The 20,731-nt window shown below is 68.7% G+C and carries 23 protein-coding genes and 2 tRNA genes; 18 read left to right on the plus strand and 7 right to left on the minus strand.

Annotated elements, in window-relative coordinates; translation table 11 throughout:
- Positions 1 to 18: 18 nt before the first annotated feature.
- The 5 genes from plsX (at position 19) to BM066_RS21800 (ending at position 3,179) form a co-directional block, all read left to right on the plus strand.
- On the plus strand, positions 19 to 1,110 hold the full coding sequence (gene plsX, locus BM066_RS21780) for a phosphate acyltransferase PlsX (protein WP_089930265.1): 1,092 nt from the start codon (positions 19 to 21) through the stop codon (positions 1,108 to 1,110).
- Positions 1,107 to 2,084 (plus strand): beta-ketoacyl-ACP synthase III, encoded by a 978-nt coding sequence (locus BM066_RS21785; RefSeq protein ID WP_089930266.1) that lies wholly within the window; start codon positions 1,107 to 1,109, stop codon positions 2,082 to 2,084. Before plsX ends, BM066_RS21785 begins: the two co-directional genes overlap by 4 nt.
- 189 nt (positions 2,085 to 2,273) lie before the next feature.
- Positions 2,274 to 2,576 (plus strand): integration host factor subunit alpha, encoded by a 303-nt coding sequence (locus tag BM066_RS21790; protein ID WP_012287059.1) that lies wholly within the window; start codon positions 2,274 to 2,276, stop codon positions 2,574 to 2,576.
- A gap of 15 nt (positions 2,577 to 2,591) precedes the next feature.
- The gene (locus BM066_RS21795) at positions 2,592 to 3,017 is read left to right on the plus strand and encodes a MerR family transcriptional regulator (RefSeq protein WP_089930267.1); all 426 of its coding nucleotides are present in this window, start codon (positions 2,592 to 2,594) and stop codon (positions 3,015 to 3,017) included.
- Positions 3,018 to 3,102: 85 nt separating this feature from the next.
- A tRNA-Pro gene (locus BM066_RS21800) sits at positions 3,103 to 3,179 on the plus strand.
- Positions 3,180 to 3,398: 219 nt separating this feature from the next.
- On the opposite strand, the gene BM066_RS21805 is transcribed toward BM066_RS21800, so the two are convergent.
- Together BM066_RS21805 and BM066_RS21810 are read right to left on the minus strand one after the other, a co-directional pair.
- Complete coding sequence (locus BM066_RS21805) at positions 3,399 to 3,620, minus strand: DUF2842 domain-containing protein (RefSeq protein WP_089930268.1); 222 nt, start codon at positions 3,618 to 3,620, stop codon at positions 3,399 to 3,401.
- Positions 3,617 to 3,880 (minus strand): GlsB/YeaQ/YmgE family stress response membrane protein, encoded by a 264-nt coding sequence (locus BM066_RS21810; RefSeq protein WP_089930269.1) that lies wholly within the window; start codon positions 3,878 to 3,880, stop codon positions 3,617 to 3,619. Before BM066_RS21810 ends, BM066_RS21805 begins: the two co-directional genes overlap by 4 nt.
- A gap of 138 nt (positions 3,881 to 4,018) precedes the next feature.
- Between BM066_RS21810 and BM066_RS21815 the strand changes: the two genes are divergently transcribed.
- From BM066_RS21815 to argC, 5 genes are all read left to right on the plus strand, one after another.
- Positions 4,019 to 5,050 carry a COX15/CtaA family protein gene (locus BM066_RS21815; RefSeq protein ID WP_089930270.1) on the plus strand — a complete coding sequence of 344 codons (1,032 nt, stop codon included), beginning with the start codon at positions 4,019 to 4,021 and terminating at the stop codon, positions 5,048 to 5,050.
- Positions 5,051 to 5,152: 102 nt separating this feature from the next.
- A complete protein-coding gene (locus tag BM066_RS21820; RefSeq protein WP_089930281.1) occupies positions 5,153 to 6,658 on the plus strand; it encodes an alkaline phosphatase in 1,506 nt (501 codons plus the stop codon).
- 330 nt (positions 6,659 to 6,988) lie between these two features.
- A complete protein-coding gene (rplM, locus tag BM066_RS21825; RefSeq protein WP_028040416.1) occupies positions 6,989 to 7,462 on the plus strand; it encodes a 50S ribosomal protein L13 in 474 nt (157 codons plus the stop codon).
- A 3-nt stretch (positions 7,463 to 7,465) separates the two neighbouring features.
- On the plus strand, positions 7,466 to 7,939 hold the full coding sequence (gene rpsI / locus BM066_RS21830; RefSeq protein ID WP_035079299.1) for a 30S ribosomal protein S9: 474 nt from the start codon (positions 7,466 to 7,468) through the stop codon (positions 7,937 to 7,939).
- Between the two features lie 101 nt (positions 7,940 to 8,040).
- Positions 8,041 to 8,994 carry an N-acetyl-gamma-glutamyl-phosphate reductase gene (gene argC / locus BM066_RS21835; RefSeq protein WP_089930271.1) on the plus strand — a complete coding sequence of 318 codons (954 nt, stop codon included), beginning with the start codon at positions 8,041 to 8,043 and terminating at the stop codon, positions 8,992 to 8,994.
- Positions 8,995 to 9,007: 13 nt separating this feature from the next.
- Here argC and BM066_RS21840 read toward each other — a convergent pair whose 3' ends face one another.
- The 4 genes from BM066_RS21840 to soxR form a co-directional block, all read right to left on the minus strand.
- Complete coding sequence (locus BM066_RS21840) at positions 9,008 to 9,394, minus strand: type II toxin-antitoxin system VapC family toxin (RefSeq protein WP_089930272.1); 387 nt, start codon at positions 9,392 to 9,394, stop codon at positions 9,008 to 9,010.
- Complete coding sequence (locus BM066_RS21845; RefSeq protein WP_255367681.1) at positions 9,391 to 9,642, minus strand: AbrB/MazE/SpoVT family DNA-binding domain-containing protein; 252 nt, start codon at positions 9,640 to 9,642, stop codon at positions 9,391 to 9,393. Before BM066_RS21845 ends, BM066_RS21840 begins: the two co-directional genes overlap by 4 nt.
- A 43-nt stretch (positions 9,643 to 9,685) precedes the next feature.
- Complete coding sequence (locus BM066_RS21850; protein ID WP_255367682.1) at positions 9,686 to 10,285, minus strand: DUF1287 domain-containing protein; 600 nt, start codon at positions 10,283 to 10,285, stop codon at positions 9,686 to 9,688.
- Positions 10,286 to 10,376: 91 nt separating this feature from the next.
- Entirely contained in the window at positions 10,377 to 10,847 is a 471-nt protein-coding gene (gene soxR, locus BM066_RS21855) for a redox-sensitive transcriptional activator SoxR (RefSeq protein WP_089930274.1), read from the minus strand.
- A gap of 76 nt (positions 10,848 to 10,923) precedes the next feature.
- Here soxR and BM066_RS21860 point away from each other — a divergent pair, with 76 nt between their 5' ends.
- On the plus strand, positions 10,924 to 11,280 hold the full coding sequence (locus BM066_RS21860) for a putative quinol monooxygenase (RefSeq protein ID WP_089930275.1): 357 nt from the start codon (positions 10,924 to 10,926) through the stop codon (positions 11,278 to 11,280).
- Positions 11,281 to 11,290: 10 nt separating this feature from the next.
- Here the strand turns inward: BM066_RS21860 and BM066_RS21865 are convergent, their stop codons facing one another.
- Positions 11,291 to 13,303 (minus strand): class I poly(R)-hydroxyalkanoic acid synthase, encoded by a 2,013-nt coding sequence (locus BM066_RS21865; protein ID WP_177218524.1) that lies wholly within the window; start codon positions 13,301 to 13,303, stop codon positions 11,291 to 11,293.
- 95 nt (positions 13,304 to 13,398) lie between these two features.
- On the opposite strand from BM066_RS21865, the gene BM066_RS21870 reads away from it, so the two are divergent.
- The 7 genes from BM066_RS21870 to BM066_RS21900 all read left to right on the plus strand — a co-directional run bounded on the left by BM066_RS21870 (position 13,399) and on the right by BM066_RS21900 (position 20,714).
- Positions 13,399 to 13,869 carry a hypothetical protein gene (locus BM066_RS21870; RefSeq protein WP_089930276.1) on the plus strand — a complete coding sequence of 157 codons (471 nt, stop codon included), beginning with the start codon at positions 13,399 to 13,401 and terminating at the stop codon, positions 13,867 to 13,869.
- Between the two features lie 109 nt (positions 13,870 to 13,978).
- Positions 13,979 to 15,199 (plus strand): LL-diaminopimelate aminotransferase, encoded by a 1,221-nt coding sequence (locus BM066_RS21875; RefSeq protein WP_056760040.1) that lies wholly within the window; start codon positions 13,979 to 13,981, stop codon positions 15,197 to 15,199.
- A 60-nt stretch (positions 15,200 to 15,259) separates the two neighbouring features.
- On the plus strand, positions 15,260 to 16,549 hold the full coding sequence (locus BM066_RS21880) for a homoserine dehydrogenase (protein WP_089930277.1): 1,290 nt from the start codon (positions 15,260 to 15,262) through the stop codon (positions 16,547 to 16,549).
- Positions 16,550 to 16,602: 53 nt separating this feature from the next.
- Positions 16,603 to 17,556: a class II fructose-bisphosphatase gene (glpX, locus tag BM066_RS21885; protein ID WP_089930278.1), complete on the plus strand. Its 954-nt coding sequence runs from the start codon at positions 16,603 to 16,605 to the stop codon at positions 17,554 to 17,556.
- A 48-nt stretch (positions 17,557 to 17,604) separates the two neighbouring features.
- Positions 17,605 to 18,579, plus strand: coding sequence for a class 1 fructose-bisphosphatase (locus BM066_RS21890; protein WP_089930279.1), 975 nt, complete (start codon positions 17,605 to 17,607; stop codon positions 18,577 to 18,579).
- 176 nt (positions 18,580 to 18,755) lie between these two features.
- Entirely contained in the window at positions 18,756 to 20,570 is a 1,815-nt protein-coding gene (recJ, locus tag BM066_RS21895; RefSeq protein ID WP_089930280.1) for a single-stranded-DNA-specific exonuclease RecJ, read from the plus strand.
- Between the two features lie 69 nt (positions 20,571 to 20,639).
- Positions 20,640 to 20,714, plus strand: a tRNA-Glu gene (locus BM066_RS21900).
- Positions 20,715 to 20,731 lie beyond the last annotated feature (17 nt).

Consider the following 20,731-nt stretch of genomic DNA (forward strand, 5'->3'; position numbering starts at 1 on the left):
AGGAGCCGATAGCGCCTCGTGCCTCACCCCGTAGTCATTTCGATCGACGCCATGGGCGGGGATCACGGCCCGTCCGTGATCGTGCCCGCCGTGGCGCTGGCCGCCAGAAGCCTTCCCGACGTCCGTTTCCTGCTGCACGGCGACGAAGCTCAGCTGAACGCCCAACTGGCCAAGACCCCCGGCGCGCGCGCCGTCAGCGAGGTGCGCCACACCGACAAGGCCATCTCGATGGAGGAAAAGCCCGCCCAGGCCATGCGCCGGGGCAAGGGCACCAGCCTGTGGAACGCCGTCGAGGCGATCCGGGCCGGCGAGGCCGCCGCCTGCGTCTCGGCCGGCAACACCGGCGCCCTGATGGCGATCTCCAAGCTGATCCTGCGCATGGGCGCCAACCTGGAGCGCCCGGCGATCGTGGCCAGCTGGCCGACGATGCGGGGCGTCTCGGCGGTGCTGGACGTCGGCGCCAATGTCGAGAGCGACGCCAAGCAGCTGATCGAGTTTGCGATCATGGGCGCGGCCTTCCATCACGCCGTGCACGGCTCCGAGCGCCCGACCGTGGGCCTGCTCAATGTCGGCTCCGAGGACCAGAAGGGCCATGAGGACGTGCGCGAGGCGCACGCCATCCTCAAGGCGACCAAGCTGGACTTCGACTATCGCGGCTTCGTCGAGGGCACCGACATCGCCAAGGGCACGGTCGACGTGGTCGTCACCGACGGCTTCACCGGCAATGTCGCCCTGAAGACCGCCGAAGGCCTGGCCCGGTTCTTCGGGGCCGAGGTCCGCACCACCCTGACGTCGGGCCCGCTGGCCATGCTGGGGGCGCTGATCGCCTCGGGCGCGCTGAAGAAGATGCGCCGGCGGCTGGACCCCGGCCGCGTCAACGGCGGCCCGCTGCTGGGCCTCAACGGCATCGTGGTCAAGAGCCACGGCGGGGCCGACGCCCTCGGCTACGCCTCGGCGATCCGCGTGGCGGTCGACCTGGCCCGCAGCGACTTCTCGGCCGAGATCGACCGCAACCTGAAACGCCTGACCGAGACCGGCCTCAAGTCCGGGGCCGAAGAAGAGAAGGCTGGAGGCGTGTCGGGCGCCGAACGCCAGGGAGCTTCCGAGTGAGCGTAATTCGTAGCGCCGTCACCGGCGTCGGGGCCTATCTGCCGGACAACATCGTCACCAACGACCAGCTGGCCGAGATCGTCGACACCAGCGACGCCTGGATCGTCGAGCGCACCGGCATCCGCCAGCGCCACAAGGTGGCCGACGACCAGCCGGTCTCGGACCTGGCCTTCCGCGCCGCCCAGCAGGCGCTGGAGCGGGCCGGCCGGACGGCGGCCGAGGTCGACCTGATCATCGTGGCCACCACCACGCCGGACCTGACCTTCCCGGCCGTCGCCACCATCGTCCAGCGCAAGCTGGGCGCGCCGGTCGGCATCGCCTTCGACGTCCAGGCCGTCTGCTCGGGCTTCGTCTACGCGCTCAGCGTCGCCGACGGCTTCGTGGCCCGCGGCCACGCCAAGTGCGCCCTGGTGATCGGGGCCGAGGCCATGACCCGCCTGATGGACTGGACCGACCGCGGCACCTGCGTGCTGTTCGGCGACGGGGCCGGGGCGGTGGTGCTGGAGCCGCGCGAAGGGCAGGGGACCACCGCCGACCAGGGCGTGCTGGGCTTCGCCCTGCGGGCCGACGGCACCAAGCAGGAGCTGCTCTATGTCGACGGCGGCCCGTCGACCACGGGCACGGTCGGCAAGCTGCGCATGCTGGGCAACCAGGTGTTCAAGCACGCGGTGATCAACATCTCCGAGGCGATCCACGCCGCCGCCGAGGCGGCGCACGTGTCGATCGCCGAGGTCGACTGGTTCATCCCGCACCAGGCCAACCAGCGCATCCTGGCCGGCGTCGCCCATCGGGTCGGCATCGACGAGGACAAGGTGATCTCGACGGTCGCCCTGCACGCCAACACCTCGGCCGCCTCGATCCCCCTGGCCTTCGCCCAGGGAATCGCCGACGGCCGCATCAAGCCGGGCCAGCTGCTGCTGCTCGAGGCGATGGGCGGCGGGCTGACCTGGGGCGCCTGTGTTCTGCGACTTTAGGCTCGAGCTTGGCCGTTTTGGGCCGCCGGCTTGCGCTATCGTCTCAAGTCCTGGCGCTCAGCCTTTGACTCCATGCGATAATCACGGCATGCAGGCTTGAGTTGATGAGAGCGCGTTGCAGAAACACGGGGCTCGACCCTGTCCGAAGCGTGCGCTCTGGGGTTTGTCAATCCAGCGTAAGGGGGCGTCATGAAAGGCGCGACATTGACCCGGGCCGATCTCTGCGAGGCGGTCCATGAGGAAGTCGGTCTGACCCGGCAGGACTGCGCGGGTTTGGTCGAACGCACCCTGGATCTGGTCGCCGAGGCGCTGGAGAAGGGCGAGACGGTCAAGCTTTCCGGCTTCGGCGTCTTCCAGGTGCGCGACAAGCGGGCCCGCATGGGCCGCAATCCCAAGACCGGCGAGCCCGCCGAGATCGAGCCCCGCCGGGTGATCGGTTTCCGGGCCTCGCAAGTCATGAAGGCGCGAATCGACCGCGCCCTCGGCGGCTAAGAAGGATTCGATGCGGTGGCGAAGGGGCCCAACGCCTTCCGCACGATTTCCGAAGCCGCCGAAGAGCTGGGCGTGCCGCAGCACGTCCTGCGCTTCTGGGAAACCAAGTTCTCGTTCATCCGCCCGATGAAGCGGGCCGGCGGGCGGCGGTTCTACCGCCCGCAGGACATCGCCGTGCTGAGCGGCGTGCGCGCCCTGCTGCACGCCGAGGGCTACACCATCAAGGGCGTGCAGAAGCTGCACCGCGAGCAGGGCCTGACCCATGTGATCGCCGCGGGCCTGGGCGACAACGGCTCGGCCTCGCTGGACGCCCTGGCCGCGGCCGCCGCCGATTCGCCGCGGAGCGAATTGGCCGACGAGGCGCGCGATCGGCTGGTGACGGCGCTGGACGACCTGCGGGCCGTCAAAGCCCGCCTGGACGGGCTTTTGCGGGGCGCCTGAAGCCCGCTTCAAATCCCTGGGAATTGACCGAGAAATCCCATTGCTCCCGGCAAGGCTCGCACCTATAAGGGCGCTCCTTCCGGATCGGAGCGTGGCGCAGCCTGGTAGCGCACTTGACTGGGGGTCAAGGGGTCGCAGGTTCAAATCCTGTCGCTCCGACCATTCCTCACTCGTGAGGAATGAGACCGGAAGAATGAAGGCCGCCCGAAAGGGCGGCCTTTTTCGTTTGGCCTCCAGCGGGGCGCAGCGACCACCTACCCCCTACGGATCGCTTCGCGACCGTCTTCCCCCAGAGGGGGAAGAGCCTCAAGCGCGAAGGCTCCGCCCCCTATGGGGGCGGACAGACCGCGAAGCGGTCAGGTGGGGGCAAGTCCGTGAGCCTCACATCCGCTTGTCCGCCTTGCCCATCCACGACATCAGCGGCATCAGCGGCAGACCCCAGCCCATGCCGGCGATCACGAAATAGATCAGGTGCACCGCGCGATTGCTGGGCAGGTAGTCGTAGAGGCTCGTGAAGGCCCAGATCCAGAAGGCCAGGAACGCCATGATGCCGATCCCGCCGATAAGCTTACGCAGGCGGGCGGGGATGAGAGGAGCGCTCAAGCGGGTCTCCGGAAGACGCTGGATACGATGCCGAGGACGGCCAGGAAGAAGATCGCGCCCACGCTGGAGACCAGCAGGCTGCCAAGGAAGCCGTCGAACCTCAGGTCCAGCCGCTGGGCGATGAAGGTCCCGATGAACGAACCGACGACGCCGATCAAGAGCTTGGTGAACAGCCCGTGCCGGCGAGCCAGCACCAGGTCGGCGATCCAGCCGGCCAGGATGCCGATCACCACGGCCACGAAAACGCCAACCCCGCTCATTCAAGTCTCCGATCCAGCACAAGGCATCATCGCATGTGAGGCCTTAAGCGTCATGAGGCCATGGACGGCCGCGCGCGTCAGGCGTACGGCAAGGCTTCGCCGTATTTCGGCCCCTAACTGGCGTTCTTTCCGGCTGTCATGACGTCCTTCCTGCGTTCCGATCGTTCAAGGCCCGTGGCCGTCTGGCTGTTCGTCGTGGCCGTCCTGGTGTTTGGCATGGTGGTGGTTGGGGGCGCGACGCGCCTGACCGACTCGGGCCTGTCGATCACCCAGTGGAAGCCGATCATGGGCGCCCTGCCGCCGATGTCGGACGAGGCGTGGCGGGCCAATTTCGAGCTCTACAAGAAGATCCCGCAGTACCGGCTGGTCAACGCCGGCATGACGCTGGAGGCCTATAAGGGCATCTTCTGGTGGGAGTGGGCGCACCGGCTGCTGGGCCGGCTGGTCGGGGCGGCGTTCGCCATCCCGTTCGTGTTCTTCCTGGTCCGCCGGATGATCCCGCGCCGCCTGATCTGGCGCTGCGTGGTGCTGCTGGGCCTGGGCGGCCTGCAGGGGCTGGTCGGCTGGTGGATGGTGTCCAGCGGCCTGTCCGAGCGGGTCTCGGTGGCCCCCGAGCGGCTGATGATCCATCTGGGTCTGGCCCTGGGGCTGTTCGTCTTCCTGATCTGGACCGCCCTGGACGCCTGGTCGGGCTCGCCGCGCATCGAGGAGCGCACCGACTGGCGCGGCTGGGCCCTGGGCTTCCTGGGCGCGGTGTTCTTCCAGAGCCTGCTGGGCGCCCTGGTGGCCGGCAACGACGCGGGCCTGGTCTATAACGACTGGCCGCTGATGAACGGCGCGCTGATCCCGGCCGAATACGCCGGCCACGGCTTCTGGGGCACGATCGCCCACAGCCAGGGGGCGGTGCAGCTGCATCACCGGCTGATGGCCTATGCGGTGTTCGTCGCCGCCATCGTGCTCGGCGTGGCCGCGGCCCGCTCGCGTCGCCTGCCGGAAGAGGCCAAGGCGACCGGCTTCGTGCTGGTCGGCGTGGTCTGCCTGCAGGCGAGCCTGGGAATCTGGACCCTGATGGCGGCCGTGCCGCTGGTCCTGGGCGTGCTGCACCAGGCCGGGGCGGCGATCCTGCTGGCCACGGCCACGACCTTCGCCTGGCGGGTGAGAAGGCCGTAAGCCGCTCGCATTCGGGCATCCGGGCGACCTTTGGGTTGTCCGCTCAAAGAACTGTCACGAAACGCCAGCACAGGACGTCCGACGTCCTTGCTGGAGCTTCCCGTGACCCGCGCCTCCCTGTTCCTCGCCGCCGCTCTCGCCGCCCTGTCGACCCAGGTCCAGGCCGCGCCCAAGCCCGCCCCGGCCAAGCCGGCCGCGCCCGTGGCCAACGCCGCGCCGGGCGACGCCTACTACCAGGCCGGCCAGGCGGCCCTGGCCAAGGCCCTGACGGTCAATCCCCGCACCGGCAAGGCCAAGAACGTCATCCTGTTCCTGGGCGACGGCATGGGCATCTCGACGGTCGTGGCCAGCCGCATCTACGAAGGCCAGCAGCGCGGCGTCGACGGCGAGAGCAATGCGCTGTCGTTCGAGAAGCTGCCCTGGACGGCGCTGTCCAAGACCTACAGCCACGACACCCAGGTCACTGACAGCGCCGCGGGCATCACCGCCATCACCACCGGCGTGAAGACCCGCAACAAGGTCATCGGCCTGAGCGGGGCGGCCAAGCCGGAGAGCTGCGCCAGCGAGGCCGGGACCCGGGTCGAGACTATCGCCGAGCTGGCCAAGGCCCACGGCCTGTCGGCCGGGGCCGTGACCACCACCCGCATCACTCACGCCACCCCGGCCGGGACCTACGCCCACACCGCCTATCGCGACTGGGAAGGCGACGGCGACATGCCCAGCGACGCCCTGGCCGCCGGCTGCAAGGACATCGCCCGCCAGCTGGTCGAGGCCCCGGCCGGCCTGCGCCTGGACGTGGCGTTCGGGGGCGGGCGCTCGCGCTTCCTGCCCGAGGCCAAGGACGGCAAGCGCGCCGACGGCCGCGACCTGACCGCCGAATGGCTGAAGACCCCGAACGCGGCCTACGTGACCACCGACGCCGAGCTGGCGGCCCTGGACCCGGCCAAGACCGGTCCGGTGCTGGGCCTGTTCGCCAACGAACACCTGCCCTACGAGGTCGAGCGTCCGGTGCTGGGCCAGGGCGTGCCGACCCTGGCGGCCATGGCGACCAAGGCCGTCGACCTGCTGTCGAAGAACCCCAAGGGCTACTTCCTGCTGGTCGAGGGCGGCAAGATCGACATGGGCAGCCACCTGAACAACGCCAAGCGGACCCTGACCGAGACGGTCGAGTTCTCCAAGGCGATCCAGGCGGTGCTGGACAAGGTGAACCTGGACGACACCCTGGTCATCGTCACCGCCGACCACAGCCACGGCCTGGTGATCTCGGGCTACGCCGCCCGCAACAGCCCGATCCTGGGCCTGGCGGGCAACGAGGGCGAGCCGGTCGTGGCCGGCGACGGCAAGCCCTACACGGTGCTCAGCTTCGCCACCGGCCCCGGCGGTCCCGAAGGCTCGAACCTGCGCGCCGATCCCGCCAAGGAAGACACCGACGACATCGACTATCACCAGAACGCCACGGCCTTCCTGGCCAGTTCGGCCCACTCGGGCGAGGACGTGGGCGTGTTCGCCGACGGGCCGGGGTCGTACCTGGTGCACGGCGTGGTCGAGGAGAGCTACCTCTACCAGATCATGCGCCACGCCTACGGCTTCGACGAGGCGGCGAAGTAGGGGAGGTAGGGAAGGGGGAGAGGCGTGTCGCTCCCCCACAGTTGTCATCCCGGAAGCCTCGCAGAGGCTATCCGGGATCCAGGGGCGGTGCGCACGGCCCCTGGATCCCGGGTCTTCGCTGCGCTTCGCCCGGGATGACAACCGAAGGTGTGAGGAATGCGATGAGGTATTATAATACCCCGTCACGAAATCCCTTGTTCTGTAAGGGTTTGCGGAGTTTCTTGCGCGCGCATTGTTGACAGGCCGCGAACCGTCCTGTACCTGCCGCCCCTCACGCAGACGGGACCGCTTTCCTTGGCCCCCGACGCACAAGGAATACGGATCAATCCCATGCAAAAGACCACGGCTTCCCTGAAGCCCGCCGAGGTCGAGAAGAAGTGGATCGTGGTCGACGCCCAGGACGCCGTTGTCGGTCGTCTGGCGACGTTCATCGCCATGCGTCTTCGCGGCAAGCACCGTCCCGACTACACCCCGCACGTCGACTGCGGCGACTTCGTCGTCGTGATCAACGCCGACAAGGTGAAGTTCACCGGCAAGAAGCTGGACGACAAGGTCTACTACCGCCACACCGGTCACCCGGGCGGCGTCAAGTCGACCACCCCGCGCAAGCTGCTGGAAGGCCGCTTCCCGGAACGCGTCCTCGAAAAGGCCGTCGAGCGCATGCTGCCCAAGGAAAGCCCCCTGGCGCGCAAGCAACTGACCCACCTGCTCATCTACAACAACGGTGAGCACCCGCACCAAGCGCAGAGCCCCGAAGTGATCGATTTCGCTTCGCGCAACGCCAAGAACACCCGGAGCGCCTAAGTCATGTCCGAAGCTCAAGGCTTTGACGCGCTGGCCAGCCTGTCCAGCAACCCCGAAGCGGCCGCTCCGGCCGAACCCAAGATCGACGCCCAGGGCCGCGCCTACGCGACCGGCAAGCGCAAGAACGCGATCGCCCGCGTCTGGATCAAGCCGGGCAAGGGCTCGATCACGATCAACGGTCGCGACCAAGAGGTCTATTTCGCTCGCCCCGTGCTGCGCATGATGATCGCCCAGCCCCTGGAGGTCACCGACCGCCTGGGCCAGTTCGACGTCGTCGTCACCGTGGAAGGCTCGGGCCTGTCGGGCCAGGCCGGCGCCGTGCGTCACGGCCTGTCCAAGGCCCTGACCTATTACGAGCCCGGCCTGCGCACCCTGCTGAAGCCGCACGGCTTCCTGACCCGCGACAGCCGCGTCGTCGAGCGTAAGAAGTACGGCAAGGCCAAGGCCCGCCGCAGCTTCCAGTTCTCGAAGCGCTAAGCGCGTCGGTTACGCGTTTGGAAAGGGGCGCTTCGGTTTCGACCGGAGCGCCCTTTTTCTTGCTCTTTTCTTCCCGGTCTCCCGGGGCTTGTGCGAATGGGATGTCCATGACCCCCAAAGTCTTCATTGACGGCGAAGCCGGCACCACGGGCCTGCAGATCCGCGAGCGCCTGGTCGGCCGCAAGGATCTGCAGTTGGTCTCGATCGATCCCGACAAGCGCAAGGACCCGCAGGCCCGCAAGGCGATGCTGAACGGCGCCGACGCGGTGATCCTGTGCCTGCCCGACGACGCCGCCAAGGAGGCCGTGGCGCTGATCGAGGACCCGAAGGTCAAGGTGATCGACGCCTCGACCGCCCACCGCACCGCGGCCGGCTGGACCTATGGCTTTCCCGAGCTGGACGGCGAGCAGCGCGGCAAGATCATCGGGTCGACGCGGGTGTCGAACCCCGGCTGCTACGCCACGGGGGCCATCGCCCTGGTCCGGCCGCTGGTCTCCAACGACATCATCGCCGCCGACCTGCCGATCTCGTTCAACGCCGTGTCGGGCTACACCGGCGGCGGCAAGGCGATGATCGCCGAGTTCGAGGACGAGACCTCGCCGACCTACACCAAGGTCCCGTACCGGATCTACGCCACGGGCCTGAACCACAAGCACCTGCCCGAGATCCAGGCCCACGGCGGCCTGCTGACCCGGCCGATCTTCACCCCCGCCGTCGGTCGCTACGCCCAGGGCATGCTGGTCGAGCTGCCGCTGCACCTGAGCATGCTGAACGGCAGCGTCTCGATGACCGAGATCCATGAGGCCCTGGCCTCGCACTATGCGCGCGAGGCCTTCGTCGAGGTGGCGTCGCTGAACGAGGCCAAGAGCCTGACCACGCTGGATCCGGAAGGCCTGAACGGCACCAACCGCCTGAAGCTGTTCGTGTTCGGCTCGGAAAGCAGCGGCCAGGTCCGCCTGGTGGCCCTGCTCGACAACCTGGGCAAGGGCGCCTCCGGCGCGGCGGTCCAGAACCTGAACCTGATGCTGGGCCTGAAGGAAGGTGCGGGGCTTTAGGGCTCCTGTGTCTTCACGGTCGCGATGCGCGGCCCTGTGACAGCTTGACCAAGCCCTTGTCGAACGTCGCCAGGCGTTCGCATTTCGTCCGCTCGGCCTCGAACAGGATGCAGCCGTCGGCGAAATCGCCTCCGGCTCGGAGCATCTTCAGGCCAGCCTCGACGACGGGCCTGTCGACCTTTACGCCTTGCATGTCGATCAGCAATCGCAAGGCGTCGGCCAGCGTCAGGGCGGAATAGCCATAGCCGCTGGCCAGGAGCCAGGCTGTCTCGCAGAGCACGATGGCGGGGATGACGATCTCGCTGGCGTCTTCGACGAGCCGCCGAGCGGCGAGGGCTTGGTGTTCGTCGTCGAAGGTCAGAAAGCGCACCACGATACTGGTGTCGAGCGCGACCCTCATTTCCCGCGCGCGCCGGCGATGATGGCCTTCTGCATCTCTTCCAGCGTGAGCGCGCGTTGTCCTTCACGCTTCAGAACGCCGAAGACCGCGGAGATGTCGCGCGAGGTGTTGGCGGGGCGCAGCTCCACCCGCCCATTCGGCAGCAAGTCGACCTCGACCTTCTGGCCGGGGCGAACGCCGAGATGCTCCAGCACGGAGCGCTTGAGCGTGATCTGACCCTTGGCGGTGACGGAAAGTTCGGCGGCCATGGCCATCTCCAGACCTGAAATGTAAGGCAAAATATGCCTTACCTCAGGCCCGCCAGCGATAGTGCCCCACCGCCGTGTGGAGCTTGAACATCCACAGCGGTTCTTCCCGCGCACCACCGCCGATGTTGTGGACCACGCGCACGCGCTCGGGGCCTTCGCTGACCACGCCGATGTGCGGACGGCCGCCCCAAACCCGCCAGGTCAGGACGTCGCCCGGCTGCGGATCGTCGAAGCGGTCGCCGGCCGTCCTGGCCGGCGCGACGGCCAGCCGGGCGCGCTGGCGCGTCAGGTAGGTCTCCAGGTTCAGCACCCGGCGATGGTCGATGTTGGAATCCGGCCCCTTCAGCCCCCAGGCGCGCCGCGAGGGATAGGCGTCGAAATTGCGGGTCATGTCCTCGTGGACCAACTGCTGCAGGTCGACCCGCCAGGCGTCGCGCGCGGCGCGGACCAGCACGTCGGCGCAAACCCCGGTCGACCTCAGCACGTCGCCGTTGGGATAGGGGATCGCGCGGTAGCTGGGATCATAGTCCCTGGTGACGCCGACCTGGCTGCGCGCGGCCTGGGCCAGGCGTTCGCCGTTCGAGGCCGGAACCGGGCGCGCCCAGGCTTCGCCCACGCCGACCATCGGCGTCGCGACCAGCATCCCTAATGCAGTCCGGCGGTTGAGTCCCATGCTGGCAAGCTCGGCCAGAAACCCGGCGAGTTTTGGGCGAACATCGGTTGTCGGCGCGGCGTCAGCCCGCGTCGGGCTCCAGCAGTCGCGGCCCGGCCCCTTGGGCGCCGAGGGCGTCCTGCGGGTTGCGCAGCGGGCAGGCTTTCAGGGACAGGCAGCCGCAGCCGATGCAGTCGTCCAGTTGGTCGCGCAGCTGGCTCAGCTTGCGGATGCGCTCGTCCAGCTCGGCCCGCCAGGCGCGCGACAGTCCGGCCCAGTCCTCGGCGGTCGGCGCGCGGCCGTCGGGCAGGCGGGCCAGGGCGGCCTGGATCGAGGCCAGCGGGATGCCGGTGCGCTGGGCCACCTTGATCACCGCCACGCGCCGCAGCACCCCGCGCGGATAGCGCCGCTGGTTGCCCTCGGTCCTCAGGCTGCGGATCAGGCCCTTGGTCTCATAGAAATGCAGAGTCGAGACCGCCACGCCGCTGCGCCTGGCCACCTCGCCGACGCTTAGCGCGCCGACGGGAAAGACGGGATCATCGAGCTCGGACATTCGCACTTGACCTCAACTTTGGTTGAGGTTTTACACGGGAGGCTCCTTCCACGGCAACGCCTTTCCAGGAGCCCGCATGACCACCCTGACCGTCCCCGACCGCGCCTCGGTCGCCGCCGCCCTGTCCGACCCGCCGGTCTTCAGCGTCAGCATCATCCAGACCAAGCCCGGCAAGTTCGACGAGTTCGTCGCCCTGCAGCACGCCCAGTTCCTGCGCGTGCGCGGCCAGGTCCAAGGCGTGCGCGGCAGCCGGATGCTGCAGTCGCCCGCCAAGGGCGTGGTGGTGCTGATTTCGTCCTTCGACACCGCCCAGGACGCCGAGCGCTTCCGCAAGGATCCGCGCTTCACCGAGCACCTGGAACGTGTGCAGCCGCTGATTGACCGGGCCGAGGCGATGCCGGTGGAGCTGGCCTACGAGGTGGGTCTGATCTAGCCGAGCGTGGTCAGGCCGCCGCGTGCGACCGCACCCGCACATAGCTGCCGGGCGCGTCCTCGATCGGCTCCAGCGGTCCCTTGGCCGGGTCGCGGGCCGGGATCAGCTTGCCCGACCTGGCCTTCAGCCAGGTCGCCCAGTGCGGCCACCACGAACCGGGATGCTCTACCGCCCCGGCCCACCAGCCCTCGACCGAGCCGGGCAGGTGCTCGTTGGTCCAGTGCTGGTACTTGTTGGCGTCCGGATGGTTGATCACCCCGGCGATGTGGCCCGAGCCGGCCATGGTGAAGGTCACCGGCCCGCCGAACGCCCGGGCGCCGCGATAGACGCTGCGATAGGGGGCGATGTGGTCGTCCTTCGACGACTGGACGTAGATCGGCGTCTTGACCTTCGACAGGTCCAGCGTTTCGCCGCCTATGCTCAGGCGCCCCTGGGTCAGGGCGTTGTCCTTGTAGAAGTTGCGCAGGTAGTAGAGGTGCAGCGCCTTGGGCATGCGCGTCTGGTCGGCGTTCCAGAACAGCAGGTCGAACGGCCGCGGCTCCTTGCCCATCAGGTAGTTGTTGATGAAGAACGACCAGATCAGGTCGTTGCCGCGCAGGCTGTTGAAGGTGTCGGCCATCGACTGGCTGGGCAGGTAGCCGCCCTGGCGGTCGATCTGCTCCTCGATCGTCTTGATCCAGGCCTCGTCGGTGAACAGCAGCAGGTCGCCGGCCTCGGAGAAGTCCTGCTGGGCGGCGAAGAAGGTGGCCGAATTGATCCGCTTGTCGCCGCGGGCGGCCATGTGCGCCAGGGCGCAGGACAGCAGGGTGCCGCCGATGCAGTAGCCGACGGTGTTGACCCGGTCGACGCCGGTCTGGGTCATCACCTGCTGGCTGGCGTCGTAGATCCCCTCGAACATGTAGTCCTCGAAGGTCTTGGCGGCCTGGCGGTTGTCGGGATTGACCCACGAGGCGACGAACACCGTGAAGCCCTGGCCGGTCAGCCAGCGGATCATCGAGTTTTCGGGCCGCAGGTCCAGGATGTAGAACTTGTTGATCCACGGCGGGAAGATCAGCAGCGGGATCTCGTGCACAGTCTCGGTGGTCGGGGAAAACTGCAGCAGCTGCAGGATGTCGTTCTGGTAGACCACCTTGCCCGGGGCGGTGGCGACGTTCTCGCCGACCTTGAACTTGGCCAGGTCCGTCTGGCTGATGGCCAGCTGGCCGCCGCCGCGCTCCAGGTCGGCGGCGAAGTTCTCCATGCCGCGCACCAGGCTTTCGCCCTTGCTCTGCATCACCTCGCGCAGGGCGGCGGGGTTGGAGATCAGGAAGTTCGATGGCGAGAAGGCGTCGGTCAGCATCTTGGTGAAGAACGCGACGCGGCGCTTGGCGCCAGGATCGACGCCCTCGGCCTGCGAGACCAGTTCGTTCAGCCAGTTCGACGACAGCAGGTAGCTCTGCTTCATCATGTCGAACATCGGGTTGGACGCCCAGTCGGGGTCGCTGAACCGCTTGTCGCCATGGGCGGGGGCGACCACGGGCTGGGTCGGCTCGCCGGTCATCTTGCGGGCCGCCGACTGCCACAGGTCCATGTAGCGGCTGAACAGGTCGGCCTGGGCCCGCAGCAGACGGTCGGGCTGGGCGGCCAGGCTGGTCATCACCTCGTTGAAAGCCGGGCCGACATGGAAGGGGTCGGGGTTGAGGGCGGCGGGGCGGTCGGCCTGGCGCAGGGCGGCCTCGGCGATCGCGCCCTGGGCGGTGACGGCGGCCCGAGCCAGGTTGGCCGACAGCGTCTCCAGCATCTGGCGCTGGTCGGGCGACAGGAAGGTCTCGAAGTCGGGCAGGGCGGGGGAGGCGGGCGGCGGATCCGCGCGTTCGGGACGCGGCGCCGATTCGGCCGCCTTGGCGCGGGAGCTCGGCGTGGGATCGACTTCCGGCGAAACCTTCGGGGCGGCCTTGCTCTTGCCCTTGGCCGCGGCCGGCGCGGCATCCGCCTTGGCGGCGGGCTTTTTGCGCGGCTTGGGCGAGGTTTCGGTCGTGGCCATGGACTTCCTTCCACCGTCTTGTCCGGGGCCATCTCGCCTTGGCGGTTCGGATGGCCTTTCGCTCGACGCGATCATCGCATAAGACCTGAGACAAGATGAACGACGAAACCGGTAAAATCGCACGGCTTGGCGGACTCTTTCGCGGCGGGGCCCTCGTGGGCCTGCTGGGGCTGACCGCGTGCGCCTTGCCGATCTCGCCGTTCACGCCGCCGCCGGCCGATCCCAGCTCGCCAGTGGCCGCCGCCGCCAACGCCGCGGCCAAGGACTCCAAGGACGCCGTCGCGCCGCGCTTCATCGACATCCCGGCGATCCCGACCGACGTGCGCACGCCCGTCCAGTTCAAGAAGGCCGTGGGCGCCGAAAAGATCGCCGCCGACAAGCTGAAGCGCGACACCGCGCCCAGCACCTGGACCCTGTCCGACACCGAAGGCTACGCCTCCAAGGCCCGCAAGATCGGCAAGGCGCCGCCGAGCGACATCCCCACCGACGCCGACCGCGCCGCGACCGAAGCCTTCGCCAAGGCGGCGCGCGAGCGAGCTACCGCGCCTCCGTCCAAGCCCCAATAGGGCGACGGAGGCATAAAATTCCCGTAGCTGGCTTGGCTATGCCCCGCTCGGGGTCTATCCATGCCCGACATCCGCTCCCGGCGCGCCGCTGCGGCGCATTGAGCATTGCATGACCTCCGATTTCCACCGCATCCGTCGCCTGCCGCCCTACGTCTTCGAAGAAGTCAACAAGATCAAGGCGCGCCTCCGCGCCGAGGGCACAGACATCATCGACTTCGGCATGGGCAATCCCGACATGCCGACCCCCAAGCATATCGTCGATAAGCTGATCGAGACCGCGCGCGATCCCAAGGCTGGCCGCTATTCGGCGTCGAAGGGCATCGCCGGCCTGCGCAAGGCCATGGCCGGCTATTACGGCCGCCGGTTCGGCGTGAAGCTGAACCCCGACACCGAGGTGATCGCCACCCTGGGCTCCAAGGAAGGCTTCGCCAACCTGGCCCAGGCCCTGACCGCCCCGGGCGACGTGATCATCTGCCCCAACCCGGCCTATCCGATCCACGCCTTCGGCTTCATCATGGCCGGCGGGGTGATCCGCCACGTGCCGGCCCTGAGCCCCGAGCAGTACCTGTCCAACATCAGCCGTGCGGCCAAGCACTCGGTGCCGCCGGCCAGCGTGCTGATCCTGTCCTATCCGTCCAACCCGACCGCCCAGTGGGTGGACCTGGACTTCTACAAGGACGCCGTCGCCCTGGCCAAGAAGCACGAGCTGTTGGTGATCAGCGACGTGGCCTATGGCGAGATCTATTTCGACAACAACCCGCCGCCCTCGATCCTGCAGGTCGACGGGGCCAAGGACATCGCCGTCGAAGTCAATTCGCTGTCGAAGACCTACGCCATGGCCGGCTGGCGCGTGGGCATGGTGGTCGGCAACGCCCGGATCTGCGCGGCCCTGGCCCGGGTGAAGTCCTATCTGGACTACGGCGCCTACACCCCGGTGCAGGTGGCCGCGGCCGCCGCCCTGAACGGCCCGCAGGATTGCGTCGACGAGATCCGCGGCATCTACAAGAGCCGCCGCGACACCCTGGTGTCGTCGATGAAGCGCGCCGGCTGGGACATTCCCAACCCGCCGGCCTCGATGTTCGCCTGGGCCAAGATCCCCGAACAGTTCGAGGCCGCCGGCTCGATGCTGTTCTCGCGCCTGCTGATCGAGGAGGCCGGCGTCGCCGTCGCCCCCGGCATCGGCTTCGGCGAATACGGCGAGGGCTATGTCCGCATCGGCCTCGTCGAGAACGAGCAGCGGATCAAGCAGGCCGCCCGCAACGTCAAGAAGTTCATCGCCAACGCCGACACGATCCTGGCCAAGGCGCACAACAAGATGGAACAGGTCTGAGCCGCCAACCCCACGAGGGGAGGGGCGCTGCTTGGCCTTTTTGGAACTAGGAACGCGAACATGACCCAGAAGACCTGGCGCGTCGGCGTCGCCGGCCTCGGCACCGTCGGCGGGGGGCTGTTGCAGTTCCTGGCCGAGCAGCCCGACTTCGCCCCGGCCGGAGACCGGGCCGTGGTGACGGCGGTTTCGGCCCGTTCGAAGTCGCGGCCGCGCACGGTCGACATCTCGGGCCTGGCCTGGTTCGACGATCCGGTCGCCCTGGCCTCGTCACCGGACGTGGACTTGTTCGTCGAGCTGGTCGGCGGCTCGGACGGCCCGGCCAAGGCCGCCGTCGAGGCGGCCCTGAAGCTGGGCAAGCCGGTGGTCACCGCCAACAAGGCCCTGATCGCCGAGCACGGCGCGGAACTGGCCGCCCTGGCCGAGGCCAACGAGGCCCCGCTGCTGTTCGAGGCCGCCGTGATGGGCGGCACGCCGGCGGTGAAGATGCTGCGCGAGGCCATGGTCGGCGACGAGGTGGTCGGCGTGGCCGGCATCCTCAACGGCACCTGCAACTTCATCCTCAGCGAGATGGAGAAGACCGGCCGCGACTTCGCCGACGTGCTGCGCGAGGCGCAAGGCCTGGGCTATGCCGAGGCCGATCCGACCATGGACGTCGGCGGCTTCGACGCCGGCCACAAGATCAGCATCCTGGCCGCGCTGGCCTTCGGCTGCGCGCCCGACTTCGACGCCGCCGAGATCGAGGGCATCAGCGACGTCGAGCTGCTGGACATCAAGCTGGCCAAGGACCTGGGCTATCGCATCAAGCTGGTGGCCGGCGCCGCCAAGAGCGACGACGGGGTGGCCGTGAAGGTGCATCCGTCCCTGGTTCCGCTGGAGCATCCGCTGGCCCAGGCCGGCGGGGCGCTGAACGCCCTGTTCATCGAAGGCAAGCGGATCGGCCGGATCTTCATCCAGGGGCCGGGCGCGGGCGCGGGCCCGACCGCCGCCGCCGTGGCCGCCGACATCGCCGACGTGATGACCGGCGCCCGGCGCCCGGTGTTCCAGGCCCCGGCGGGCCAGCTGAAGCCGTTCGTCGCCGTCGATCCGGCCCGCTCGGTGGGCAAGGCCTATCTGCGGATCATGGTCCGTGACGAGCCGGGCGCCATCGCCGCCATCTCCGAGACCCTGGCCGAATGCGCCGTCTCGATCGACAGCTTCCTGCAGAAGCCTGTCGAAGGGGCGGGCGGCGTGCCGATCGTGCTCGTCACCCATGCGACTCCCGAATCCAACCTCCTGGACGCGATTAGTCGCATCGAAAAACTGCACGCCGTGCTAGAGCGTCCCCGCCTTTTGCGCGTCGCGCGCATCTGAGAACCGCGCCAAGCGGTCGGACCGGAAAGCCTCGCATAGGCTGGGAGACGTTGATGAGTTCGAAGACCCTGGACCGCGCGCTGGTCCTGGACGCGGTCCGCGTGACCGAAGCCGCCGCCATCGCCTCGTGGACGATGGTGGGCCGGGGCGACGAGAAGGCGGCCGACCAGGCCGCGGTCGACGCCATGCGCAACGCGCTGAACGAGCTGACCATCGACGGCGAGATCGTGATCGGCGAGGGCGAGCGCGATGAAGCGCCCATGCTCTATATCGGCGAGAAGGTCGGCACCGGCAAAGGCCCGGCCATCGACATCGCCCTGGACCCTCTGGAAGGCACCACCCTGACGGCCAAGGCCATGCCCAACGCCCTGGCGGTGATGGCCTGGGCGCCCAAGGGCAGCCTGCTGAACGCCCCCGACACCTACATGGACAAGATCGCCTGCGGTCCGGGCCTGCCGGCCGGGGTGATCGACCTGGACAAGTCGCCCGCCGACAACATCAAGGCCGTGGCCGCCGCCAAGGGCGTCGCGCCCGAGCAGATCACCGTCTGCGTGCTGGACCGCCCGCGCCACGCCGAGATCATCGCCAGCGTCCGCTCGGTGGGCGCCCGCGTCAACCTGATCACCGACGGCGACGTGGCCGGGGTGATCGCCACCACCGACCCATCGACCGGCATCGACCTCTATGTCGGCTCAGGCGGCGCGCCCGAGGGCGTGCTGGCCTGCGCGGCCTTGAAATGCGTCGGCGGCCAGTTCCAGGGCCGGCTGCTGTTCCGCAACGGCGACGAACGCGCCCGGGCCGCCAAGTGGGGCATCACCGAGTTGGACAAGAAGTACGACCTGCACGAGATCGTCCGCGCCGACGCGATCTTCGCGGCCACCGGCGTCACCTGGGGCAACCTGCTGGACGGGGTGACCTACAAGGACGGCTTCGTCCACACCCATACGCTGGTCATGAACTCGTCGACCGGCACGGTGCGCGAAGTGCGGATGAAGCGGAAGGCCTAGGCTTTCGGTAAGGTCGCCTGCGAATCCCTTTCCCCTTACGAGGCTAGCATGATCACGTTGACCGACCTCGCCGGATGGCTGGCCGACGAGCCCGCGGGCGAAGAGGTGAAGGCCGTCGTCGAGGTGATCGCCGGCGCCTGCGCCCGGATCAGCCGGGTGGTGGCGTCGGGAGCGATCTCGGGCAGCCTGGGCGCGGCCGGCCAGGTCAACGTCCAGGACGAAGAGCAGAAGAAGCTCGACATCATCACCAACGACATCCTGCGCGACGCGCTGAACGGATGCGCCCTGGTCGCCGGCCTGGCGTCCGAGGAGCTGGAGGTGATCGAGACCACCGGCGCCGTCGGCGGCTTCCTGGTCACCTTCGATCCGCTGGACGGCTCCAGCAACATCGACGTCAACGTCTCGGTCGGCACGATCTTCTCGATCCTGCCCGCGCCGGCCGGCGTCGCGCCCAGCCAGGCCGATTTCCTGCTGCCCGGCCGCCGCCAGGTCGCCGCCGGCTATGCGGTCTACGGCCCCCAGACCATGCTGGTGCTGACCTTGTCGAAGGGCGTGGTCGCCTTCACCCTCGACGCCGACGGGACCTGGCTGTTGACCCACCAGACCATCGCCATTTCGCCGGACACCGCCGAGTTCGCGATCAACATGTCCAACCAACGCCATTGGGCCGAGCCCGTGCGGCGCTATATCGACGGCTGCCTGCAGGGCAAGGCGGGGCCGCGGGGCAAGAACTTCAACATGCGCTGGGTCGCCTCGATGGTGGCCGACGTCCACCGCATCCTGATGCGCGGCGGGATCTTCCTGTACCCGTGGGACGCCCGTGAGCCCGACAAGCCGGGCAAGCTGCGCCTGCTGTACGAGGCCAACCCGATGTCGCTGATCGTCGAGCGGGCTGGGGGGCAGTCGACCGACGGCGTGACGCCGATCCTCGACCTGCAGCCCACCAAGCTGCACCAGCGCGTGCCAGTGGTGCTGGGCTCGGCGAATGAAGTGGCGCTGGTGGCGGAGCTGTCGGCGGGCTAAGGCGATCGCCGACGAGGTTTCGTTCCCGTCGCGTCCGTTTCTGACGCATCCAAGCCCTATCTTCGATCCTCGCCCCGCCCGTGGAGCGAATCCGCCAAACGGCGTAGGCTCGGGAGATGACCACGACAGCCAAGCTCCGCAATTCCGGCCGTTTTCCCGCTAGGCAGGGCTGATCCATGGCCGACGGTCACGCTCCGGTCGACACCGGCTGCTTCCTCGACGTCTCCCGCTCGATCAGCGGCCGGGCCTGGCGCGAGCGGCCGGGCGACGCGGCGGTCGCCCGCAGCCACCAGCAGGTCCACGGCCTGTCCGAGCCCCTGGCCCGGGCCCTGGCCTCGCGCGGCGTCGGCGTCGACCACGCCGAGCACTATCTGCGCCCCACCCTGAAGGCGCTGTTCCCCGACCCGTCCAGCTTCACCGACATGGACCGGGCCGCCGAGATCCTGATCGACGCGCTGGAGCGTGGCCGGCCGACCATGGTGTTCGCCGACTACGACGTCGATGGCGCCACCAGCGCCGCCCAGCTGGTGCGCTGGTTCCGCTACATGGGCGTCGAGCTGCCGATCTACATTCCCGACCGCCTGACCGAGGGCTACGGCCCCAGCCCGGCGGCCTTCAAGACCATCCGCGACGGCGGCGCCGAGCTGGTGGTCACCCTGGACTGCGGGGCGGCGGCCTATGACGCCATCGCCAGCGCCGCGGTCATCGGTCTCGAAGTTGTGGTGATCGACCACCACCTGATGCGCGAGGACCCGCCGGCCGCCGCCGCCGTGGTCAATCCCAACCGCCCGGGCTGCCAGAGCGGGCAGGGGGTGCTGGCCGCCGCCGGCGTGACCTTCGTCCTGCTGGCCGCCCTCAATCGCGAGGCCCGCAAGCGCGGCCTGTTCACCGACGAGCGGCCGCAGCCGGACCTGCGCCAGTGGCTGGACCTGGTGGCCATGGGCGAGGTCTGCGACGTCACCCAGCTGGTCGGCTTCAACCGCGCCCTGACGACCCTGGGCCTGCGAACTATGTCCAGCTGGGGCAATCCGGGCCTGAAGGCCCTGTTCGAGGTCGGCAAGGGCTCGGGCCCGGCCTCGGTCTTCCACGCCGGCTTCATCCTGGGGCCGCGCATCAACGCCGGCGGCCGGATCGGTCGCTCCGACCTGGGGGCGCGCCTGCTGTCCACGGACGATCCGGAGGAGGCCCGCGCCCTCGCCGAGGAGCTGGACGGCCTCAACACCGAGCGCAAGGCGGTCGAGGCCGCCGTGGTCGAGGAAGCCGCCGCCCTGCTGGAGCGCGGCAGCAACTTCGATCCCGACGCCCCGGTGATCGTGGTGGCCGGGGAGGGGTGGCACCCCGGGGTGATCGGCATCGTCGCCGGCCGCCTGCGCGAACGCTACCGCAAGCCCGTGGTGGTGATCGGCGTCGACCGCGCCGCTAATGTCGGCAAGGGCTCGGGCCGTTCGCAACCGGGCGTCAACCTGGGCGCGGCGATCCAGGCGGCCTTCGAGGCGGGGCTGCTGATGGCCGGCGGCGGCCACGCCATGGCCGCGGGCCTGTCGATCCGTCCCGATTCGATTCCCGAGTTCCGCGCCTTCCTGGAGGAGCGCCTGGCGGGCGAGATGGAGGCCGTGGGCGTCGAGGGAGTCGATATCGACGCCCTGGTCCAGCCGCGCGCCGCCAACCGCGCCCTGTGGAGCGAGTTCCAGCAGCTGGCCCCGTTCGGCCCCGGCAACCCCGAGCCGATGTTCGCCCTGGCCGGCGTGCGCCCCGAGCGGATGATGGCCATGAAGGGCGGCCATGTGCGCGTCGACCTGGTCGGGCCGTCGGGCGATCGAATCAAGGCGATCTCCTGGCGCTCGGCCGAGACCCCGCTGGGCGAACGCCTGCTGTCCGGCGGCGGGGCCCTGCACGTCGCGGGCCGTCTGAAACCGGACGATTACATGGGCCGGGAAGGGGTCCAGCTGGAGATCGAGGACGTCGCCGACCCCCGCATGCGCATGACTTGAAAAAACTGCTCTTCGTCGCTTGCGCCCTGGGGGGAAGCTTTGTATATCGCCTGCTCTTCGCGGCCACGTGGTCCCTTCGTCTATCGGTTAGGACGCCAGATTTTCATTCTGGAGAGAGGGGTTCGACTCCCCTAGGGACTACCACCGCGAAGCCTACTTAG

The organism is Caulobacter sp. UNC279MFTsu5.1 (assembly GCF_900114015.1).
GTDB lineage: Bacteria > Pseudomonadota > Alphaproteobacteria > Caulobacterales > Caulobacteraceae > Caulobacter.